13 protein-coding genes, 2 rRNA genes, 1 riboswitch and 1 other annotated feature are annotated in these 18,612 nt (G+C 41.7%); of the genes, 3 read left to right on the forward strand and 12 right to left on the reverse strand.

Annotation, left to right across the window (positions count from 1 at the left end; translation table 11 throughout):
• Nucleotides 1-78 precede the first annotated feature (78 nt).
• On the reverse strand, nucleotides 79-555 hold the full coding sequence (gene tnpA / locus ACYQ1I_RS04425) for an IS200/IS605 family transposase (protein ID WP_459762763.1): 477 nt from the start codon (nucleotides 553-555) through the stop codon (nucleotides 79-81).
• Between the two features lie 185 nt (nucleotides 556-740).
• Nucleotides 741-1,958, reverse strand: a complete 1,218-nt coding sequence (locus tag ACYQ1I_RS04430) for a DUF418 domain-containing protein (RefSeq protein WP_459762765.1) — start codon at nucleotides 1,956-1,958, stop codon at nucleotides 741-743.
• Nucleotides 1,959-2,152: 194 nt separating this feature from the next.
• Between ACYQ1I_RS04430 and ACYQ1I_RS04435 the strand changes: the two genes are divergently transcribed.
• Nucleotides 2,153-3,769, forward strand: a complete 1,617-nt coding sequence (locus ACYQ1I_RS04435; protein WP_459762767.1) for a putative manganese-dependent inorganic diphosphatase — start codon at nucleotides 2,153-2,155, stop codon at nucleotides 3,767-3,769.
• Nucleotides 3,770-3,912: 143 nt separating this feature from the next.
• Here ACYQ1I_RS04435 and ACYQ1I_RS04440 read toward each other — a convergent pair whose 3' ends face one another.
• The 5 genes from ACYQ1I_RS04440 to ACYQ1I_RS04460 all read right to left on the reverse strand — a co-directional run bounded on the left by ACYQ1I_RS04440 (nucleotide 3,913) and on the right by ACYQ1I_RS04460 (nucleotide 9,083).
• Nucleotides 3,913-4,506: a class I tRNA ligase family protein gene (locus tag ACYQ1I_RS04440; protein ID WP_459762769.1), complete on the reverse strand. Its 594-nt coding sequence runs from the start codon at nucleotides 4,504-4,506 to the stop codon at nucleotides 3,913-3,915.
• A 52-nt stretch (nucleotides 4,507-4,558) separates the two neighbouring features.
• Nucleotides 4,559-4,778 (reverse strand) — a binding site (T-box leader).
• A 75-nt stretch (nucleotides 4,779-4,853) separates the two neighbouring features.
• Nucleotides 4,854-5,771 (reverse strand): homoserine O-acetyltransferase MetA, encoded by a 918-nt coding sequence (gene metA / locus ACYQ1I_RS04445; protein WP_459762771.1) that lies wholly within the window; start codon nucleotides 5,769-5,771, stop codon nucleotides 4,854-4,856.
• Nucleotides 5,772-5,848: 77 nt separating this feature from the next.
• Nucleotides 5,849-5,955, reverse strand: a riboswitch (SAM riboswitch).
• A gap of 158 nt (nucleotides 5,956-6,113) precedes the next feature.
• Nucleotides 6,114-6,767 (reverse strand): 3-oxoacid CoA-transferase subunit B, encoded by a 654-nt coding sequence (locus ACYQ1I_RS04450; RefSeq protein WP_459762773.1) that lies wholly within the window; start codon nucleotides 6,765-6,767, stop codon nucleotides 6,114-6,116.
• Nucleotides 6,767-7,420: a CoA transferase subunit A gene (locus tag ACYQ1I_RS04455; protein WP_459762774.1), complete on the reverse strand. Its 654-nt coding sequence runs from the start codon at nucleotides 7,418-7,420 to the stop codon at nucleotides 6,767-6,769. Before ACYQ1I_RS04455 ends, ACYQ1I_RS04450 begins: the two co-directional genes overlap by 1 nt.
• 295 nt (nucleotides 7,421-7,715) lie before the next feature.
• Complete coding sequence (locus ACYQ1I_RS04460) at nucleotides 7,716-9,083, reverse strand: sigma-54 interaction domain-containing protein (protein WP_459762776.1); 1,368 nt, start codon at nucleotides 9,081-9,083, stop codon at nucleotides 7,716-7,718.
• A 113-nt stretch (nucleotides 9,084-9,196) separates the two neighbouring features.
• Here ACYQ1I_RS04460 and ACYQ1I_RS04465 point away from each other — a divergent pair, with 113 nt between their 5' ends.
• Complete coding sequence (locus ACYQ1I_RS04465; protein WP_459762778.1) at nucleotides 9,197-9,697, forward strand: superoxide dismutase family protein; 501 nt, start codon at nucleotides 9,197-9,199, stop codon at nucleotides 9,695-9,697.
• 227 nt (nucleotides 9,698-9,924) lie between these two features.
• A complete protein-coding gene (locus ACYQ1I_RS04470) occupies nucleotides 9,925-10,272 on the forward strand; it encodes a cupin domain-containing protein (protein WP_459762780.1) in 348 nt (115 codons plus the stop codon).
• A gap of 154 nt (nucleotides 10,273-10,426) precedes the next feature.
• On the opposite strand, the gene nrdJ is transcribed toward ACYQ1I_RS04470, so the two are convergent.
• The 5 genes from nrdJ to ACYQ1I_RS04495 all read right to left on the reverse strand — a co-directional run bounded on the left by nrdJ (nucleotide 10,427) and on the right by ACYQ1I_RS04495 (nucleotide 18,540).
• Nucleotides 10,427-12,784, reverse strand: a complete 2,358-nt coding sequence (gene nrdJ / locus ACYQ1I_RS04475) for a ribonucleoside-triphosphate reductase, adenosylcobalamin-dependent (RefSeq protein ID WP_459762781.1) — start codon at nucleotides 12,782-12,784, stop codon at nucleotides 10,427-10,429.
• Nucleotides 12,785-13,045: 261 nt separating this feature from the next.
• Nucleotides 13,046-14,266 carry a putative glycoside hydrolase gene (locus ACYQ1I_RS04480; protein ID WP_459762783.1) on the reverse strand — a complete coding sequence of 407 codons (1,221 nt, stop codon included), beginning with the start codon at nucleotides 14,264-14,266 and terminating at the stop codon, nucleotides 13,046-13,048.
• Between the two features lie 151 nt (nucleotides 14,267-14,417).
• Nucleotides 14,418-14,927, reverse strand: a complete 510-nt coding sequence (locus ACYQ1I_RS04485; RefSeq protein WP_459762785.1) for a thioredoxin family protein — start codon at nucleotides 14,925-14,927, stop codon at nucleotides 14,418-14,420.
• Nucleotides 14,928-15,134: 207 nt separating this feature from the next.
• Nucleotides 15,135-15,251: ribosomal RNA gene (gene rrf, locus ACYQ1I_RS04490) — 5S ribosomal RNA — on the reverse strand.
• Between the two features lie 212 nt (nucleotides 15,252-15,463).
• Nucleotides 15,464-18,540, reverse strand: a 23S ribosomal RNA gene (locus ACYQ1I_RS04495).
• Nucleotides 18,541-18,612: the final 72 nt, after the last annotated feature.

Consider the following 18,612-nt stretch of genomic DNA (forward strand, 5'->3'; position numbering starts at 1 on the left):
GTTACTCGCTTGAGCCTTAAGGCTCTTTGAATGGTTCGCCAACTGCTTGCATTTACGGGCTGCTGCTTAAGCAGCTCTTTACTTCTTTTTGCCTTTCTTTACTTGCTCTCCCGTAAACGGGTCCATATATTCTTGTAGGCTGATTTGATCATTAGCTATATCTTCTTGTATTTGATTTTTCACATACTCTCTTATTGCTTTTTCATTGCGTCCTACCGTGTCCACATAATAACCTCTACACCAGAAATGTCTATTTCCATACTTGTATTTCAAATTCGCATGTCTATCAAATATCATTAGTGAACTTTTTCCTTTTAAATACCCCATCACACTTGAAACACTATATTTGGGTGGTATTGCTATCACCATATGTACATGATCCACGCAGGCTGTTGCCTCCAGTATTTCTACACCTTTTTGCTCACATAACTTCCTTAGAATCTTTCCTATGTCAGTTTTGATCTTCCCATATATAGCCTGCCTTCTATATTTGGGTGCAAAAACTACATGATATTTACAACTCCAGGTAGTATGTGATAGACTATTCTTATCCACTTCGGATCCTCCTTTTGTTTTTAAAATTGGTTGGCGAACCTTTTTTATTCTAACAAAAGGAGGTTATTTTTTCTGCTCATAGCTAAAGCTTTTTGGAACCCCCGGTAGAACCGGGGGTTTTCGATATACAACAAAAAACAGGCAGCCAAAGGCTACCTGAGTTTAAGTACTTTTATTATTTAATTTTAATTGACAGCTCTATGTAATTCTACTGCTTTACCATAGGTGAAGCGCCTCCATAACCATTCCACAGGACCATAATTATAGCGAAGCAACCAAAATTTACTTAACAATACTTGCACCGAGAAAATCACTACTGTGAAAATCATTCCGACGAAGGGCCCTACTTTTCCAAACAGACCTAGCCCATAATTATAAAATATCAGGGTGGCTACAAGGGATTGAAGCAAATAGTTGGTTAAAGCCATTCTACCAGTATAGGCCAGAGACTTTAACAATTTGTTCAGCCAACCCTTCAATAATAATATAATGATACCAGTTATGTAAAAGAAGCTCATGGTTATACCCGCCAAATAAATAATGATTTCTTTGATTCCCAGAGCAAGGATATTATTCATTCTCATAGGATTTAGTATGAATATAATAATCAATAGGGTTAGAAAGCCTCCTACTATTAACGTTGTATAAAATACTTTTTTAATTTGCTGCCCATAGAGAAGCAAATTGCTTATAATTCCCTTCTTCCCTACATAAAGGCCCATTAGAAATAAAGGCAAAACCATCAGAACAGAAGCTAGGTTGTTAATGAGCATTGTTGGAGCTTCTGCCATTAGACGATACTGGAGAATTTCAAGATAACTGCCGCTTTGATAGATATCCATCGATGCCTGTCTTAGATATTCATGTTGAGATTGAAACAACTCTGGTGGTACTTGATTAATGGTCATATATTGAATAGCCAATAAACCACTTAATAGCACGACACTAAATATAATAAAGAAGATTATCCATTTTTTAATTGTGTCTGGTTTTTTGTTCCAGAAAGCGGTCAGGAACAAGCCTCCTATGGCATAGGTATGAAGTATATCTCCCGACCATACAAAGCAAAGATGAATTATTCCAAGTAAAAACAAAAATAACAGCCTTCTTCTAAATAGCTTTTTTGCATTTAGCTCCTTTTGAAGGGCTCGATCCATGAAAATATAAAAGCCCAGGCCAAACATAAAGGAGAAAATGGTATAGAACTTTGCCACACCAAACAATTGAATAAACCATGCGGCTATTTGATCTAATATAGAACTAAATTCAGTAGGTGTATTTACCGGGAACAACAGCAAGCCCTTAAAGGATGCCATATTTACCAGTAATACCCCAAAGAGGGCAAAGCCCCTAACGATATCCAATACCTCTATTCGCTCCCTCGGTTGAATCGGTTGAATCATACTCTTATTCCCCCTCTTATTTCCAGCTCATAGCATTGTATTCTACAAAATTAGTTTTATTCCTGCCTTCTTTAAATAATTTCTGTATGATTCTTCCATTTAAAATAAATGTAAAATTTATTTTTTCACAATTGCTTTATCTTTATCTGCCTTTTGATATAATACATTAGATAAGGATGAAAAGGAGAATTGTGATGGAAATTTTAATCTTTGGTCATAAAAACCCAGATACTGATTCGGTGGCCTCGGCCATTGCCCTGTCAAATTTAAAAAATAAATTAAATGAGAACGCTGTTCCCTGCGTGATAGGTAATATAAACAAGGAAACACAATTTGTACTGAATTTTTTTAAGGCCGCCCCACCTAGGCTACTGAAGGATGTTAAGGCCCAGGTAAGTGACTTAAAGCCCGATAAAGGCCGTGGCATTCCTCCAACCACTTCCATTTTATGGGCCTACCGATTAATGGTCAACGAACAGTTAGAGACCCTGGCTATTGTGGATGAGAACAAGAAGCTGCTGGGAATTGTCAGTATGAAGGATATCGCCATGGGTTTGATCAGAGGAGATTATTATCAGCTTGAAACCTCCTTTGAAAATTTAATTCATGATTTAAAGGGAACCCTTTTGACTGGCAACAAGGATCAGCTGATTAAAGGGCGACTTTCAATTATGGCCTTTTACTTTAAATCAATCGAAGGAATTTTAAGCCAAGATGATATTGTCATTGTAGGAGATCGTTATGATGTTATTGAATACGCCATTGAAGCGGGAGTTCAATTAATTATTGTGACGGGTGATAAAAAAATTCCGGCGAAGCACCTAAAACATGCAGCGGCCAATCATGTTGCCATTCTTTCTGTACCTGATGATACCTACTACACTTCAAAAATAATTAATCAATGTAATTATGTCTCCACTATAATGAGAACCCAGGAAATTATTAAATTTAACCCTGAAGATTATTTAGATGAGGTTAAGGACGCCATGGGGAATACCCATTTCAGAAATTATCCTGTGGTGGATGATGATAATACCTTCATCGGCTTTATTAACCGAAAGCATATTATGAACAGCGGTAAGAAGCAGGTTATTCTTGTAGACCATAATGAGTATGCCCAAAGTGTAGAAGGCTTAAGGGAAGCGGAAATCCTGGAAATCGTTGATCACCATAAGCTTGGGGATATTTCAACCTCTATTCCAATTTACTTTAGAAATAACCCTGTGGGTAGTACCTGTACCATTATCCACCAGCTTTATCAGGAGCATCGGATTAAAATTGATTACACCACAGCAGGCCTATTAATGGCGGGGATTTTATCAGACACACTTAATTTTAAGTCTCCCACCACCACTTTCCAGGATAAAAACGCTGTAAAGGAATTAAATGACATTTTGGATTTAGATTTAGAGGCCTTTTCAATGGACATGTTTAAAGCTGGAACCTCTTTAGAGGGCCAGGAAATAGAAGAAATTTTCCATAAGGATTTCAAGGAATTTGTTTTAGAGGGTTATCGGGTTGGCATCAGTCAAGTATTTACGCTGGATATTGATGACATATTCAACCGTCAGGATGATTTCACCAATTACCTTCACAGAATACATCGAAACCTGAATCATGGCCTAACGTTGTTGTTAATTACTGATATATTAAAGGAAGGGTCCTACCTTCTTTATGAAACCAATAACCCCGCCATCATTTCCCAGTCCTTCCATGTGGAGCCCCGCCAGGGTGTCTTTTTAAAGGGAATTGTTTCAAGAAAAAAACAGGTGGTACCCAAAATTCTTCAGGGAATCAATATGCTTAAATAGTATAATCCAGCATCATGAAGATGCTGGATTTATGTATACTATTCTGAGTCGCCTATCTGGTTTTGGCCCCAGAACACCCCCTCTGAGTGAACTAAAAGGCCGCATAAAAAATCTTGAAGCAGTATTACGGTATCAACAGCAAATCAGCTTAAAAAGTGATTTGGTATAGAACGGGCCAAGACGCAACAAACGGCTCCACCACAACGCTCACATAAGCCCTCTACCACCTCTTCATTGGCCAGCCCCACCTTACAGCTGGTGCACCAATTAATTGGCATTTCTGCCTTATAGGCTAAGCCTGCTTCAAATAGCTTGATAAATATCCATTGGGTCCATCGATAATACGCTGGGTCAGTTGTATTAATTTCTCGAGTCCAATCAAAGGAGAAGCCAAGGTCCTTAAGCTGTTTCTTAAATCTTGCTATGTTATTTTCAGTAACCCGTTTCGGGTGAATCTGGTGTCTAATGGCATAATTTTCCGTTGGTAAGCCAAAGGCATCCCAGCCCATGCCATAGAGTACATTGTACCCCTCTAAGCGTCTTTTTCTTGCAACAATATCAAGGGCTGTGTAGGACCTTGGATGCCCTACATGGAGCCCCTCTCCCGATGGGTAGGGAAATTCCACCAGGGCATAATATTTGGGCTTATCGATATCCTCCTTTACCACAAAGGTTTGATGCTGCTCCCAAAAATGCTGCCATCTTTTTTCTATTTCTTTAGGTTCATATTGTTTCAAAGTCAGCCCTCCTTATTATTAAAGTTCACAATTAAAAAACCCTCCATCTCTGTTTAGAGACGAAGGGTCGCGGTACCACTCTAATTAATCGCCATCATAAAAATATATGAGGAGATTCACTTCAATAGATAACGGTCTATGCCGACAAAGGCTACTATTCCTTCACCCTTGTGATTCAGGGACCAGTTCAAGGATTTTTGATACTGCCTTACACCAACCGACAGCTCTCTTTAATCAATAAATCATCTACTACTTCCCGTCATGATCGTTTTTCGTATTCGCCATGCTTTTTTTATGGCCATTTTACTTTCGTAAATTATAGCAAATAAGCCTATAAATGGCAACCATTATTTTATCTCGATAATATTATAGGGTGTCTCTTGATACACATAATAATTCAACCAATTACTAAAAAGCAGATTGGCATGGCTGCGCCAACTGACCAGGGGCACTTGACCAGGATCATCCTTCGGAAAATAGTTACGGGGTATTTCAATCGCCATGCCCCTTTGAAGGTCACGCTCATACTCATTTTTTAACGTTAAGGCACTATATTCAGAATGGCCTGTAATAAAAATTTGCCTGCCCTTATGGGCAGAAACAATATAGACACCGGCTTCCTCGGAATCAGACAATAGCTTAAGCTCCTTAATCTTCCGTATATCTTCCTCCCTTGTTTCGGTATAACGTGAATGGGGAGCATCAAACAGATCATCAAAGCCTTGAAAGAGCTTATTGTCCTTCTCGTGAACCCGATGGGAAAAAACACCGAACATCTTCTTTTTCAATGGATATTTAGGAATACCGTAATGATGGTACAGAGCTGCCTGGGCTCCCCAGCATATATGGAGGGTTGAAAAAACATGAGACAAGCTCCAGTCCATAATTTCACACAGTTCCTTCCAGTAGTTTACCTCTTCAAAGGCAAGCTGCTCTACTGGGGCGCCTGTAATAATCATTCCATCAAACTTCTCCCTTTGAATATCCTCAAAGGTGTTATAGAATTTAAACAGATGCTCCTCTGATGTATTTTTGCAACGATGACTGCCGGGATTGAGCAGGGTAATGTCCACCTGAAGGGGAGAATTGCTTAATAGGCGAAGTAATTGAATTTCTGTTTCAATTTTGGTTGGCATTAAATTTAAGATAACAATCTTAAGGGGTCGTATATCCTGGGTGAGGGCACGCTTTTGGGTCATGACAAAAATATTTTCCTTTGACAGGACTTCTACTGCCGGTAAGTCATCGGGTATCTTGATGGGCAACTTAATTCCTCCTAATCTAATTAATCTATTAAAAAAGCCCCTTCTGCGACAGAAGAGGCTTCAAAAACATAATGACTCATCTATCTTTCAGCCATGCCCTGGGGCATGCTGCAGGATTTAGCACCTCGCCGAAGCAGGTTGCCGGGTTTCATAGGGCCAGTCCCTCCACCGCTCTCAATAGAATGTTATGAAATTAGAGTTATTATATTTTAAATTTAACTGTATGTCAAGAATCTTATATTGATACCGAGGCCAATCATCGGGTCTGATATATCATTAAAGTAAGGATCCATAATATGTAACAACAAGATTAGCCCATTGATTGGTATTTTTACTCATCCACTATACTTTCATCTGGGTCAGAGCATCTGAAACGATTAACTCTGCTTCTGTAGCTGCCATCACTGCCTCCACCGTTAGCCCCGGTGCAATTTCCTTCAGCAGCAGCCCCTGCTCAGTAACCTCCATTACCCCCATTTCTGTTACGATTAAATCTACCTGTCCTTGGGCTGTGAGGGGAAGGGTACATTGTTTTAGTATTTTGGGCTTTCCCTTAGCCGTATGCTCCATGGCTACAATGACCCGCTTGGCTCCCACCACCAGGTCCATGGCACCACCCATGCCTGGCACCATTTTTCCAGGAATCATCCAATTGGCCAAATTTCCCTTTTCATCCACCTGCAGGGCCCCCAGGACAGTAACATCCACATGGCCTCCCCGAATAATGGTAAAGGACATGGCACTATCAAAAAAGGCGGCTCCCTTTTTAACTGTGACATGGGTCCCACCTGCATTAACCAAATCAGGGTCTTCCATGCCTGGTGCAGCACTGGGCCCCATTCCCACAAAACCATTTTCTGACTGAAGGATAATATCAATTTCAGCAGGAATGTAATTCGCCACCATGGTGGGCACACCAATTCCTAAATTCACCACGTCACCGTTCTTTAATTCTTTTGCCACTCTTTTTGCTATTAACTCTCGGCTATCCATCATTAATCCCTCCCTTTTACTACCATATCTACAAATATTCCAGGAGTCATGACGTCATTGGGGTTAATTTCTTCCACCTCTACGATTTCCTCTGCCTCAACAATGACTAAATCTGCTGCAGTAGCCATTATGGGGTTGAAATTTCTTGTAGATTGATTATAGTAAATATTACCAGCCCTATCTACTCTACTGCCTTTAATGAGGGCTATATCAGCCCGAAGGGGAAGCTCTAGCAAATAGGTTTTTCCTTCCACTGTGATCTTCTCTTTACCCGTTTCAACATCCGTTCCAATTCCTGTAGGGGTTAAAATTCCTCCCAGCCCTGCTCCCCCTGCCCTAATTTGCTCCGCCAGGGTTCCCTGGGGAACCAGCGTAACATCCAGTTTCCCCTCATGCATTTGCTTTCCGGTCTCAGGATTGGTTCCAATGTGGGATGCAATGACTTTTTTGACTCTATGATGGGCCACCAGCTTTCCAACCCCCTTGTCTGCAAAGGCGGTGTCGTTTACAATAATGGTAAAATCCTTTTTTCCCGTCGCCAAAATTTCATCAATCATTTCTTCTGGTGTTCCATTTGCCAGGAAGCCCCCAATCATTAAAACCATTCCATCCTTAATTTTATTAACGGCCTCTTCTTTACTGATAACTTTGCTCAACTTCTGCTCCTCCCTTCAATATTTGTTAAACCATTTACATTCATGTAAATCACACTGCTATATATTATTGCAAATATGGTGCCATCATTACTCTATTTAATGAACCATATCCTTTCCTCCGGCTTCTGTCTTCATAATATTGAAACATAGCTTAATCCTTAGGCAATCATCTATATCGGCTAAAAAAGCCCTTTAATAGAAGTTAAAATGCAATACTGCATCAAATTGATACTTTATGGCTTCAACAGGGGTCGTTCGTCGATGCGAATTTACATCAATCTGATGCACCATGACATCACTTTTTCTTGTATTTAGCCATTTTTCTCACCAAGGTAGATTGGTCTATTCCCAGGATCTCGGCTGCCCTTCTCGTGGTACGATATTTACTAATCGCTTCAAAAATCATCTCTTTTTCAATTCTTTCAAGATTCTCCTTCAGCGTAAATCTTCGGTTTTGTCTTTCTTCATCTCTTTGGTGACTCATCAATAATTCCTCAATGTCTTTCCTCGTCATTACCGTTTCTGCCTTAATGGCAACCATTCTTTCAACAAAGTTTTCCAACTCCCTGACATTTCCAGGCCAAGCATGGCATTTTAATAATTGCATGGCATCATCTGTTATAGTTTTTTCTGTATGATACTTTTTATTAAAACGGCTTAAAAAGAAAATGACCAATGGTTCGATATCCTCTACTCGTTCCGCTAGGGGAGGAATCATTATGGGCAGCACATTTAGCCGGTAGTAAAGGTCTTGTCTGAATCTTCCTTCCTTAACCATTTCCTTCAAATTTTGATTGGTTGCCGCAATAATCCGGGCATTGATTTTAATAGGCTTAACCCCCCCCACTCTGGTCACTTCCATATCCTGCAACACTCTTAACAGCTTGGCCTGTACATGAAGCTGCATTTCACCAATTTCATCGAGAAAAATACTGCCGCCTGCTGCGGTCTCAAACAAACCTGCCTTTCCTTCCCGTAATGCTCCTGTAAAGGAGCCCTTTTCGTATCCAAACAATTCAGATTCTATCAGGTTTTCTGGAATAGCAGCACAATTTACCCTGATAAAGGGCTCTCCTGCCCTGTTGCTGGCATTATGTATAAATCGAGCAATGATCTCTTTTCCGACTCCAGATTCTCCTAAAATTAGAACGGTTGAGTTTACAGCAGCTACCCTCAGGGCAATTTCAATAACCTGCTGCATTGACTTACTTTGGCATACAAAATCGTCATCGGGCATAATATTCACATCGTGGTAGTGCGAAGAGACCATAGATTTATTTCGTTCAAGCTGGGCCTGAAGATTCAAAAGCTCTGTGATATCCCAAACACTGTTGACAATCCTGATAATTTTTCCTGAGGGTGAAAAAACAGGGATTCCTCTGGCCAATAGATGCTTACCGGTCTTTACCCGATAAAGCACAGTCGCTGGTGCCTTGCTTTTAATGACAATTAAGCTGGCGGATTCAGAAAAATATCCCTCCTTTACCAGGGTGACCATATTTTTTCCGACTAACTCCTGCTGCTTTAACCCTGACATGGCCTCGTAGGCAGGATTTACCCGCAGGGTATTCCCTTCCCCATCGGTAATGTAAATACCATAGCTTAGGTTTTCAATTATACTCTCCAGTTCAACAATTTTGTCCTGTAATCGTTCATCACCCATAAAAAGACCTCCTTGGTTGCGAAAATCTCTCTCTTTTAATCATCTTAACACACCCCATTGGAATATACTAGAAAGATAGTATATGTATCTTTAGTGTAAAGGAGGCTTTTAAAATGAATCAAATGTATTACCCATCTGGTTACCAGCCCTACCCCAGCTTATATATTCCCTCTGCCCATATTAAAGGGGGGCCTCTGGCCCCAGGCATAAGAGGCGTTGTTTACTTTTACGATGTGGCGGGTGGAACAGAGGTTTGTACCTATGTAGAAGGACTCCCTCCCTTTCAGCCCGCTGTTGGTGACCAGCCGCCTATTGGCCCCTTTGGTTATCATATACATGAATATGGTACCTGTGAGGTAGGTGACCCAAATGAACCCTTTATGGCTGCAGGGGAACACTGGAATCCTGATAATCAACCCCACGGTAACCATGCAGGGGATTTCCCCGTACTGTTTTCAAACCATGGTTATGCTCGGATGTGCTTCTTTACTGATCGTTTTAAACCTCAGGATGTAATTGGCAAAGCCCTCATTATTCATCAAAATCCTGATGACTATCGTACTCAGCCTTCAGGTGCCTCCGGCAAAAGGCTGGCCTGTGGTGTCATCGCCTAAATAACTGTGAAAGGATCAATGGGCCTACAGATGACTAATTTTACTTGGGGAATAAGGGCTAAGGGGCTTTTATCAAGCCTCTTTTTTTTGAATTTTAAACCAAAGGTTTAATAGGGGTTGTTATTGATATTAAACAATCGGACATGCCATTATCATTGTCTAAATTTTTTGGTATAATGTTGTTGTTTAATATGAAGGAAATATTAAAATAATTGGAGGAACATTCGATGATTAAAAAACCCCATGAATTAAAAAATGAAGTAAGGGAAGCAATGATGAACGGAAAGGGTTCGGTACAAATCACCCACCTGCTTCAAGGTGAGGAATTTGCCAATAAGGGACGCCTGTACGCAAGAATGACCCTCAAGCCAGGCTGTTCGGTAGGGAATCATCAACATCAAGGAGATTTTGAGGCCTATTATATTTTAGCCGGTAAAGGTGTGGTGGATGATAACGGTATATTGAAGCCCGTGGCTACAGGGGATTTAGTTTATACAAAAAATGGTGAAGCTCATTCCATTGAAAATACAGGAACAGTAGATTTAGAATTTATGGCATTAATCCTTTTTGACTAGAATGGCGAGATAAGGCCTGTAGCAAATTTTCCCAAGGGTAAAGCAGAGTAGGAAGCCACATTGGGCAATGTGGGGCTGACGACAACGAAGCTATATGAAATTGGCAAATTAAAACCGAGCTTTTCTCTTAAAAGAGTCAAGCTCGGTTTTACAATTACCGAATGGGACAAACACCATTTTCACAGTTATCGTTATCTAAAATTTCAACCTCTACTTCCTTCCTCTCGTACTTGGTAATCAAGGAAGGAATAAAGGGCTTCATTTCTTTAATTCTTTTGTCATAGGTTTCCTTATCTATGGCCTCGTAGGGCAGCAGCTTATAAAAATTATCCTCCAAGGAAAGGAAGGACAGGGCCACTACATCATCCCAGTTATTCCACACCCACTCTTCTACAGCCTCCCATTCATGGTTTCTGACATGAACGGTTATGGAGCAATTATGGTCCACATAATGCTTCATAAAAAGTTTGTAGTTTTCTAATTGCTCGATGGCAGAAACATCGTATTTGGTTTTCCCCTCCGGCGCCTTAACCGGAAATTCTACCACCTTGGTGGCGCAGGTTTCCCAATCCTGTCCCACTTCAGGGTAAACCGGATAACCTAGCTCCTCACATACCTTAACCAGGGGGTCATGGGAGCTGATTCTAATTCGTCGAATATAGTAGGGGGAATGGGAATAATGAACTCCGCTGGAAACTGTGGGCAGCTGGCTCAATGTTCCCTCAGGCTTTACGGTGGTAATCAACAATGGTTTATTTTCCCCAATTTCATTGGCATAACGTTCTGCCTCCTGATGAGCAGTTTTTCTGAGCTTTTCTAGCAGTACAGCCTGCTCCTCCCCAGAAAGTCCCAGGGCATTGACCATATCCTGCCACCCTGTAAGGGAGCAGCCCACCAGTTTGTCACGTTGTTGAACAGCATCCCAATGATGCAGCTCAAGCTCAACACAGGTCATACGATATCCTGCCCGTACTGAAAGCCGCTGAGCCTCCAAAAGCCCCTCCTCGTCCAGTGTTCCATCTGCCCTGACAAAGGAATAGGTGTTAATGGTGGTTAAATTGCATAGCCCGTTGGAATCCAATAGAATTTCTCCACAGGGGTTCACCCCATTCATATTGGGTCTTCTCTTAGAAGCCGCCTGGGCATTTACCCAGCCAGGCTCTCCGGAATAACGCATCTTTTCCATCTGCCAATGGAGCCGTTCCCTTGTGGGTTTTTCGGTATAATAAATGGAATTGTTGCTCATTTGTCTATGAATAATATCCTTGTCTACAATCCATTGGCCGTCTATTTGCTTATATAAATTTGATTTTGCTTCTATACATTCCTGATCATCACCATCAATTAAGATCATTTCTGCGGTGCGCCTTACGCCGCCCACCACTACATTTTCCCCGATAATATTGGCAATATCCAGACAATCAATAGGCTTAAGCTTAAATCTTTTACTTTCCTCAATAAAACCTCTTTTTTGAATTACCTTATTTATTTTATAGAACATATTTTTCAGGCTGGCATGACCGCTGGCGGTTCCCCCAAAGGTTTTTAGCTTCTCTCCCTTGGGTCTGACATGATCGTAGCTCACAATAATGGTTTTAATATTTCTATACTCATTGCTATAGATCATTTTAAAATAAAAATCTAAGGATTGAATCCAGCCTTCCTTACTATCACCTACTGTTATCTTTACTGTATTATTATGGAAAAACTCCAGGCTGGTACTGTCTTCCCTTTCTGAAGGATTAACAGGGGAATAGTCTTTATGGATAATTTCATAATCTGCTCTAACCTTGGGAATTTGAGCTACATCATCCTTTAAAATTCTTGCCCCTACCCCTGAACCAATCATCAGTAAATAAAATAGGTCTTTAAAGGAATCAAAGCTATCCAGCGTTAAAAAGGAACAATTATAGTTCGCCATGGGATAATGCTTTGCAACGGGTGTGTTTCCTACCCAAAAGGTTCTACCGGAAAGGAACTGTTTAAGATTATATACATTGTCAAATAGCCTCTCTGCTTCTTCCCTTGTGGTGGCCACCAGGCTACAGTTATATTCTACGGCACGGCGAACTGTTTCCCACCAGTATTCTCTTCTTCCTTCTTCGGGAAGCCACCTTGAATAGGTTCGATAGTATACAAAATTTCCCAATTGTCCCATTGGTGAGGGCTTATGCTTATACTGACTAATAAATTCATCGGTCAAAAGCTGCTCCTCTTTTTTCTTTCTCGTGCTTCTGACGCGATCCCGTTCATTTCGATAAATGATATAGCGTTTGGCTACATCCTTTCGATCGCTGTCCATTAACATATTCTCGACTATATCTTGAATTTCTTCAACGTGAACAGGGAACTGGTAGTCCTTAATTATGCCCTGTATTTCTTGAGTAATTGCAGTGCTGAGACTATGATCAATCCCCTGTTTGGTTTCGGCCATTGCCCGCTCTATGGCATTGATGATTTTGGTTTCATCAAAGCTAACCAGATTTCCATCTCTTTTTATTACCTTTATCATGCTAGCCCTCCTTATGTAGCAAAATCAATATTTAGTATATATAATCGCTAAGCTATACTAAATATTGTATCATCCTCTGTTTTGTATGTCAAAAGTAACGGGCCGCTCTTTAGTTGATATTTAGTTATATTTTCTTGTTTTTTGAGTTTTTTATCCTCAAAGCTATTAATTTCATTTTTAATATCTATTATTTAAAATAGGTTACAGAAAACAAAATACCTTTCATGGCAATGGCCTAAAAGGTATTCATAATAGATTTATTTATTTTATAAGGGCATCCCAGGTATATCGATTACCAGCATTCCATAAAATCCATTCCTCTAATCCGGCGTCATAGACGGCATCTATCTGCTCCTTGATCTGCTGCGTTCCATATGCCTGATAATAACCAGCCCCTAGATAGGAAGCAGTAAAATCCTGAAGCCACGGTCTTAAAATGGCCTTTTCATTTTGAGCTTCAACCGCTTCTACTCGTTCTCTGGCAGTATTCATACTGGTATAAACAATTTGGTAAGGGTCTAGATCGGGCTTAGGTACCCCATAGGAGCCCAATGCATAATGGGATGGATAAACCATTGGCGCTAAGACATCAGTGGCGGTGGAAAGGGTTTCTAAATGCTGACCCAGTCCCATATCGTCAGATACTGTCGTAACCAACCCGAAAATATCTGCTGAAACCACCACGCCATAGTCTCTTAATTCTTCCCTAGCATATTCCAAAAAAGCAGCTATGGCTTCTGCCATGGTCATTTCTTCACCAGCCGCGCCATAATCTATAATGGCACGATTTCCATCTGTAGGAAATCTAACATAGTCAAATTGAATTTCCTTAAAGCCCTTTGAGGCAGCCTCCTTCCCAATGGCGATCACATAATCCCAGGTTTCTTTATTATAGGGATTTAACCATGCGTCTCCCTTACGATCCCGCCAAACTTCTCCGGTATTACTTTTAATAGCCAGGTCTGGCCTTGCATTTGTAATTTGTCTGTCTTTAAAGGTAACGATTCGTGCGATGGGATAAATATCATTTTTTCGCAATGCCTCCATGGCTTCATGAAAATCCCTTACCTTAACGAGCTGGTCGGCACCTGCCTCCTTTACCATGGGAATATCAGAGGAATAGGTCATTGTTCCAAGATCATCCTTTACATCAATTACCCAGGCATTGATAACCGACTGATTAGTCATGTCTATTGTATGATCAAATCGGCTGGATAAGCCTATGCTGTGTCCAGTCATAAAAATTCCCTTTACCTTCCGTTCCAGGCGATAAGGCTCCCAGCTAATATCTGGCTGTATAAATGAATCATTATTATTTAAATATATTTTTTCCAAGTCATCATTCATCCAAATCTGACTTGATGGCATCAGGTTTCGTGTCACTTCTTTAATTCTCTTATAATTTAATCCCAGGGCAACGGCTGTAACAAGAACCCCCAATACGATTACAATTAAAAATTTATTTTTTCTAATATAATGCATGATGCCCCCCCTTTATATTGTCCTTTCCATTATATCACAGCCCTTGACAATTCTCATCATTTTTTTACATGACAAAAAATAGCCCTGCAAAAAAATACCCTCCAAATATTAATATGAAATCTAATATCTAGAGGTGACTTTTTAATAATGGCTATTTCTTTAGGATTATATTAATAATCTCATTAATTGTTTCTTTTACATATTCTCCCTTACGATATTTTCTTTTGGCGACAACAACCTCCAGTTCATTTCCCTTTGCCACCATTTCTCGTAATACCTTGGGGGTCTCTATAAAGTGCCCCAGCTCCTCAAACTTCTCATTGAAAATAATAAAGGTTGGTATTTTTACCTTTCCACCAAGTCTATAGCCTGTTAAGTAGGATTCATATTCATCCCTTGGAAGAATTTTAAATTCAATTAAAGGGTTAATCGTCGCCATTTTTTTCAATGCAGGTACATTAATCATGCAATCCGGACACCATATTTCTGCAAATGCCAAAATATAAACCGGGTTTCTTATAGCACTTATTTTATGTATTATTTCTTCGTCAAGTATGATATTTTCCAATATTTCCAGGGTTTTTTCTCGATTAATATCCTGATCCTTATCTACAAACGCTTCAAAGCTACAGCCCAACATAAATAATTCACGAAAAGTCAACGAAATCCCCCCTTTTCTGCTATGTAAAATCATTATATCATTATTTTTATCTAAATATAAGTCTTCAAAACAAAATGTAAAAAACCAACTTATGCCAATTTATTGTCCACTTCTATAGCATATGCAAGCTATTAATGAATTAAAACTTTTATATTTTAACTCAAGGATTTACCAGGAAATTTTTATAAAAAGACAAAAAATAAAATTATGCCGCAACGTCCTACTCTCCCAGGAGGCTGCCCTCCAAGTACCATCAGCGCAGAAGGGCTTAACTACTGTGTTCGGGATGGGAACAGGTGTGACCCCTTCGCTATTGTCACGGCATAATTTTATATTGTTGTTGAAGGTTGTTCCTTCAAAACTACACATAAACAGATGGCCGAAATCTATGATTTCGTGGCAGTCGCTCTAGCTAAAAATCGATTGATTCCTTTCCTTCTATGAATTCAAGGGAATCATGAGACTTTTTAGCCTCCATCTAATTTGAGGAATATTCCCTCAAAACTACACAATGTCAAGTAAGCTGAATATATTTTTTGGTCAAGCCCTCGACCTATTAGTATCGGTCAGCTCAGTACATTACTGCACTTACACCTCCGACCTATCAACCAGATAGTCTGTCTGGGGTCTTACTCCTTTCGGATGGGAAATCTTATCTTGAGGGGGGCTTCGTGCTTAGATGCCTTCAGCACTTATCCCTGCCATACATAGCTACCCAGCGATGCCCTTGGCAGAACAACTGGTACACCAGAGGTATGTCCATCCCGGTCCTCTCGTACTAAGGACAGCTCCTCTCAAATTTCCTACGCCCGCGACGGATAGGGACCGAACTGTCTCACGACGTTCTGAACCCAGCTCGCGTACCACTTTAATGGGCGAACAGCCCAACCCTTGGGACCTAATACAGCCCCAGGATGTGATGAGCCGACATCGAGGTGCCAAACCTCCCCGTCGATGTGGACTCTTGGGGGAGATAAGCCTGTTATCCCCGGGGTAGCTTTTATCCGTTGAGCGATGGCCCTTCCACTCGGAACCACCGGATCACTAAGCCCGACTTTCGTCCTTGCTCGACCTGTATGTCTCGCAATCAAGCTCCCTTATGCCTTTGCACTCTACGCACGATTTCCGACCGTGCTGAGGGAACCTTTGGGCGCCTCCGTTACTTTTTAGGAGGCGACCGCCCCAGTCAAACTGCCCACCTGACAGTGTCCCAAGACCGGATTCACGGTCTATGGTTAGAACTTCAGTACTACAAGAGTGGTATCCCAAGGATGACTCCACCAAAACTGGCGTTCTGGCTTCTAAGTCTCCCACCTATCCTGTACATGTAGTACCAAAATCCAATGTCAAGCTACAGTAAAGCTCCACGGGGTCTTTCCGTCCTGTCGCGGGTAACCAGCATCTTCACTGGTATTACAATTTCACCGGGTCTATTGTTGAGACAGTGCCCAAATCGTTACGCCTTTCGTGCGGGTCGGAACTTACCCGACAAGGAATTTCGCTACCTTAGGACCGTTATAGTTACGGCCGCCGTTTACTGGGGCTTAAGTTCTGTGCTTTGGTTGCCCTAACACTTCCCCTTAACCTTCCAGCACCGGGCAGGCGTCAGCCCCTATACGTCGTCTTTCGACTTAGCAGAGACCTATGTTTTTGCTAAACAGTCGCTTGGGCCTATTCTCTGCGGCCGGATCAGGCTTACGGAGTAAATCCTTCACCTATTCCGGCACCCCTTCTCCCGAAGTTACGGGGTCATTTTGCCGAGTTCCTTAACAATAGTTCTCCCGTTCGTCTTAGGATTCTCTCCTCACCTACCTGTGTCGGTTTGCGGTACGGGCACCTAATAATCTCGATAGAGGCTTTTCTTGACAGTGTGGAATCAATCAGTTCGCTACTTAAATTTCGCTCCCCATCACTTCTCAGGATATGTTAAGACGGATTTGCCTATCCTAACTCCCTACCAGCTTAGACGCACACAACCAACGGTGCGCATGACCTATCCTACTGTGTCACCCCATCTCTCAAGCGATTACAGGTGGTACAGGAATCTCAACCTGTTGTCCATCGCCTACGCCCTTCGGCCTCGGCTTAGGTCCCGACTAACCCTGAGCGGACGAACCTTCCTCAGGAAACCTTAGGTTTTCGACGGGCAGGATTCTCACCTGCCTCTCGTTACTCATGCCAACATTCTCTCTTCTGTAAAGTCCACTGCTCCTTCCGGTACAGCTTCAACCCTTACAGAATGCTCGCCTACCACGCTGACGTAATCATTACTACTTTCATAAATAGCTTTGCTTAAGGTATTTGGCGAAAACTTTGATTTAATCCTAGCGGATGGCTAAGTTTGTTTTCGCTAAATGTCCTCATGCGTCAGCATTGGATCATAAAAGTACTAATGATTACGTCAGCATCCATAGCTTCGGTGATACGTTTGAGCCCCGGACATTTTCGGCGCAGAATCACTCGACCAGTGAGCTATTACGCACTCTTTAAATGAGTGGCTGCTTCTAAGCCAACATCCTGGTTGTCTGTGCAACTCCACATCCTTTTCCACTTAACGTATACTTAGGGACCTTAGCTGATGGTCTGGGCTGTTTCCCTCTTGACTACGGATCTTATCACTCGCAGTCTGACTCCCAGGTAAAAGATAACGGCATTCGGAGTTTGATAGGTTTTGGTAACCGGTGAAGGCCCCTAGACCATTCAGTGCTCTACCTCCGCATCTCTAAACCTGAGGCTAGCCCTAAAGCTATTTCGGCGAGAACCAGCTATCTCCAAGCTCGATTGGAATTTCACCGCTACCCACAGCTCATCCGGTGACTTTTCAACGTCAATCGGTTCGGACCTCCACGAAATTTTACTTCCGCTTCATCCTGTCCATGGGTAGGTCGCCTGGTTTCGGGTCTATGGCATGAAACTAAGCGCCCAGTTAAGACTCGCTTTCGCTACGGCTTCGCACCTGAAGTGCTTAACCTTGCTTCATACCATAACTCGTTGGCCCGTTCTACAAAAAGTACGCGGTCACACATAAAAAGTGCTCCCACAGCTTGTAAGCAAAGGGTTTCAGGTTCTATTTCACTCCCCTTCCGGGGTTCTTTTCACCTTTCCCTCACGGTACTATGCGCTATCGGTCACCAGGTAGTATTTAGCCTTGGGGGGTGGTCCCCCCAGCTTCCCACAGGGTTTCACGTGTCCCGTGGTACTCTGGAGCACAGTCAAAGGCCTTCTTGTTTCATATACAGGACTATTACCTTCTATGGTGGGCCCTTCCAGACCTCTTCTATTACAATAGCCGCCTTCTTAAGACTGTGTCCGCAACCCCGATAGAGTAAACCCTATCGGTTTGGGCTCATCCCATTTCGCTCGCCGCTACTAAGGGAATCGATTTTTCTTTCTCTTCCTCAGGGTACTTAGATGTTTCAGTTCCCCTGGTCTACCTTCATTTACCTATGGATTCAGTAAATGATACTTGAACATTACTTCAAGTGGGTTTCCCCATTCGGAAATCACCGGATCAAAGCTTGCTTGCAGCTCCCCGATGCTTATCGCAGCTTACCACGTCCTTCGTCGGCTCCTGGTACCAAGGCATCCACCCTCTGCCCTTATTAGCTTGACCATGCTAATAATCGTTCAGTTAATGATCGACATTAACTTAAAGAGTAATTGATGCATACAACAGCTTACGCTG

The sequence above is a fragment of the Alkaliphilus crotonatoxidans genome (genome assembly GCF_054658015.1).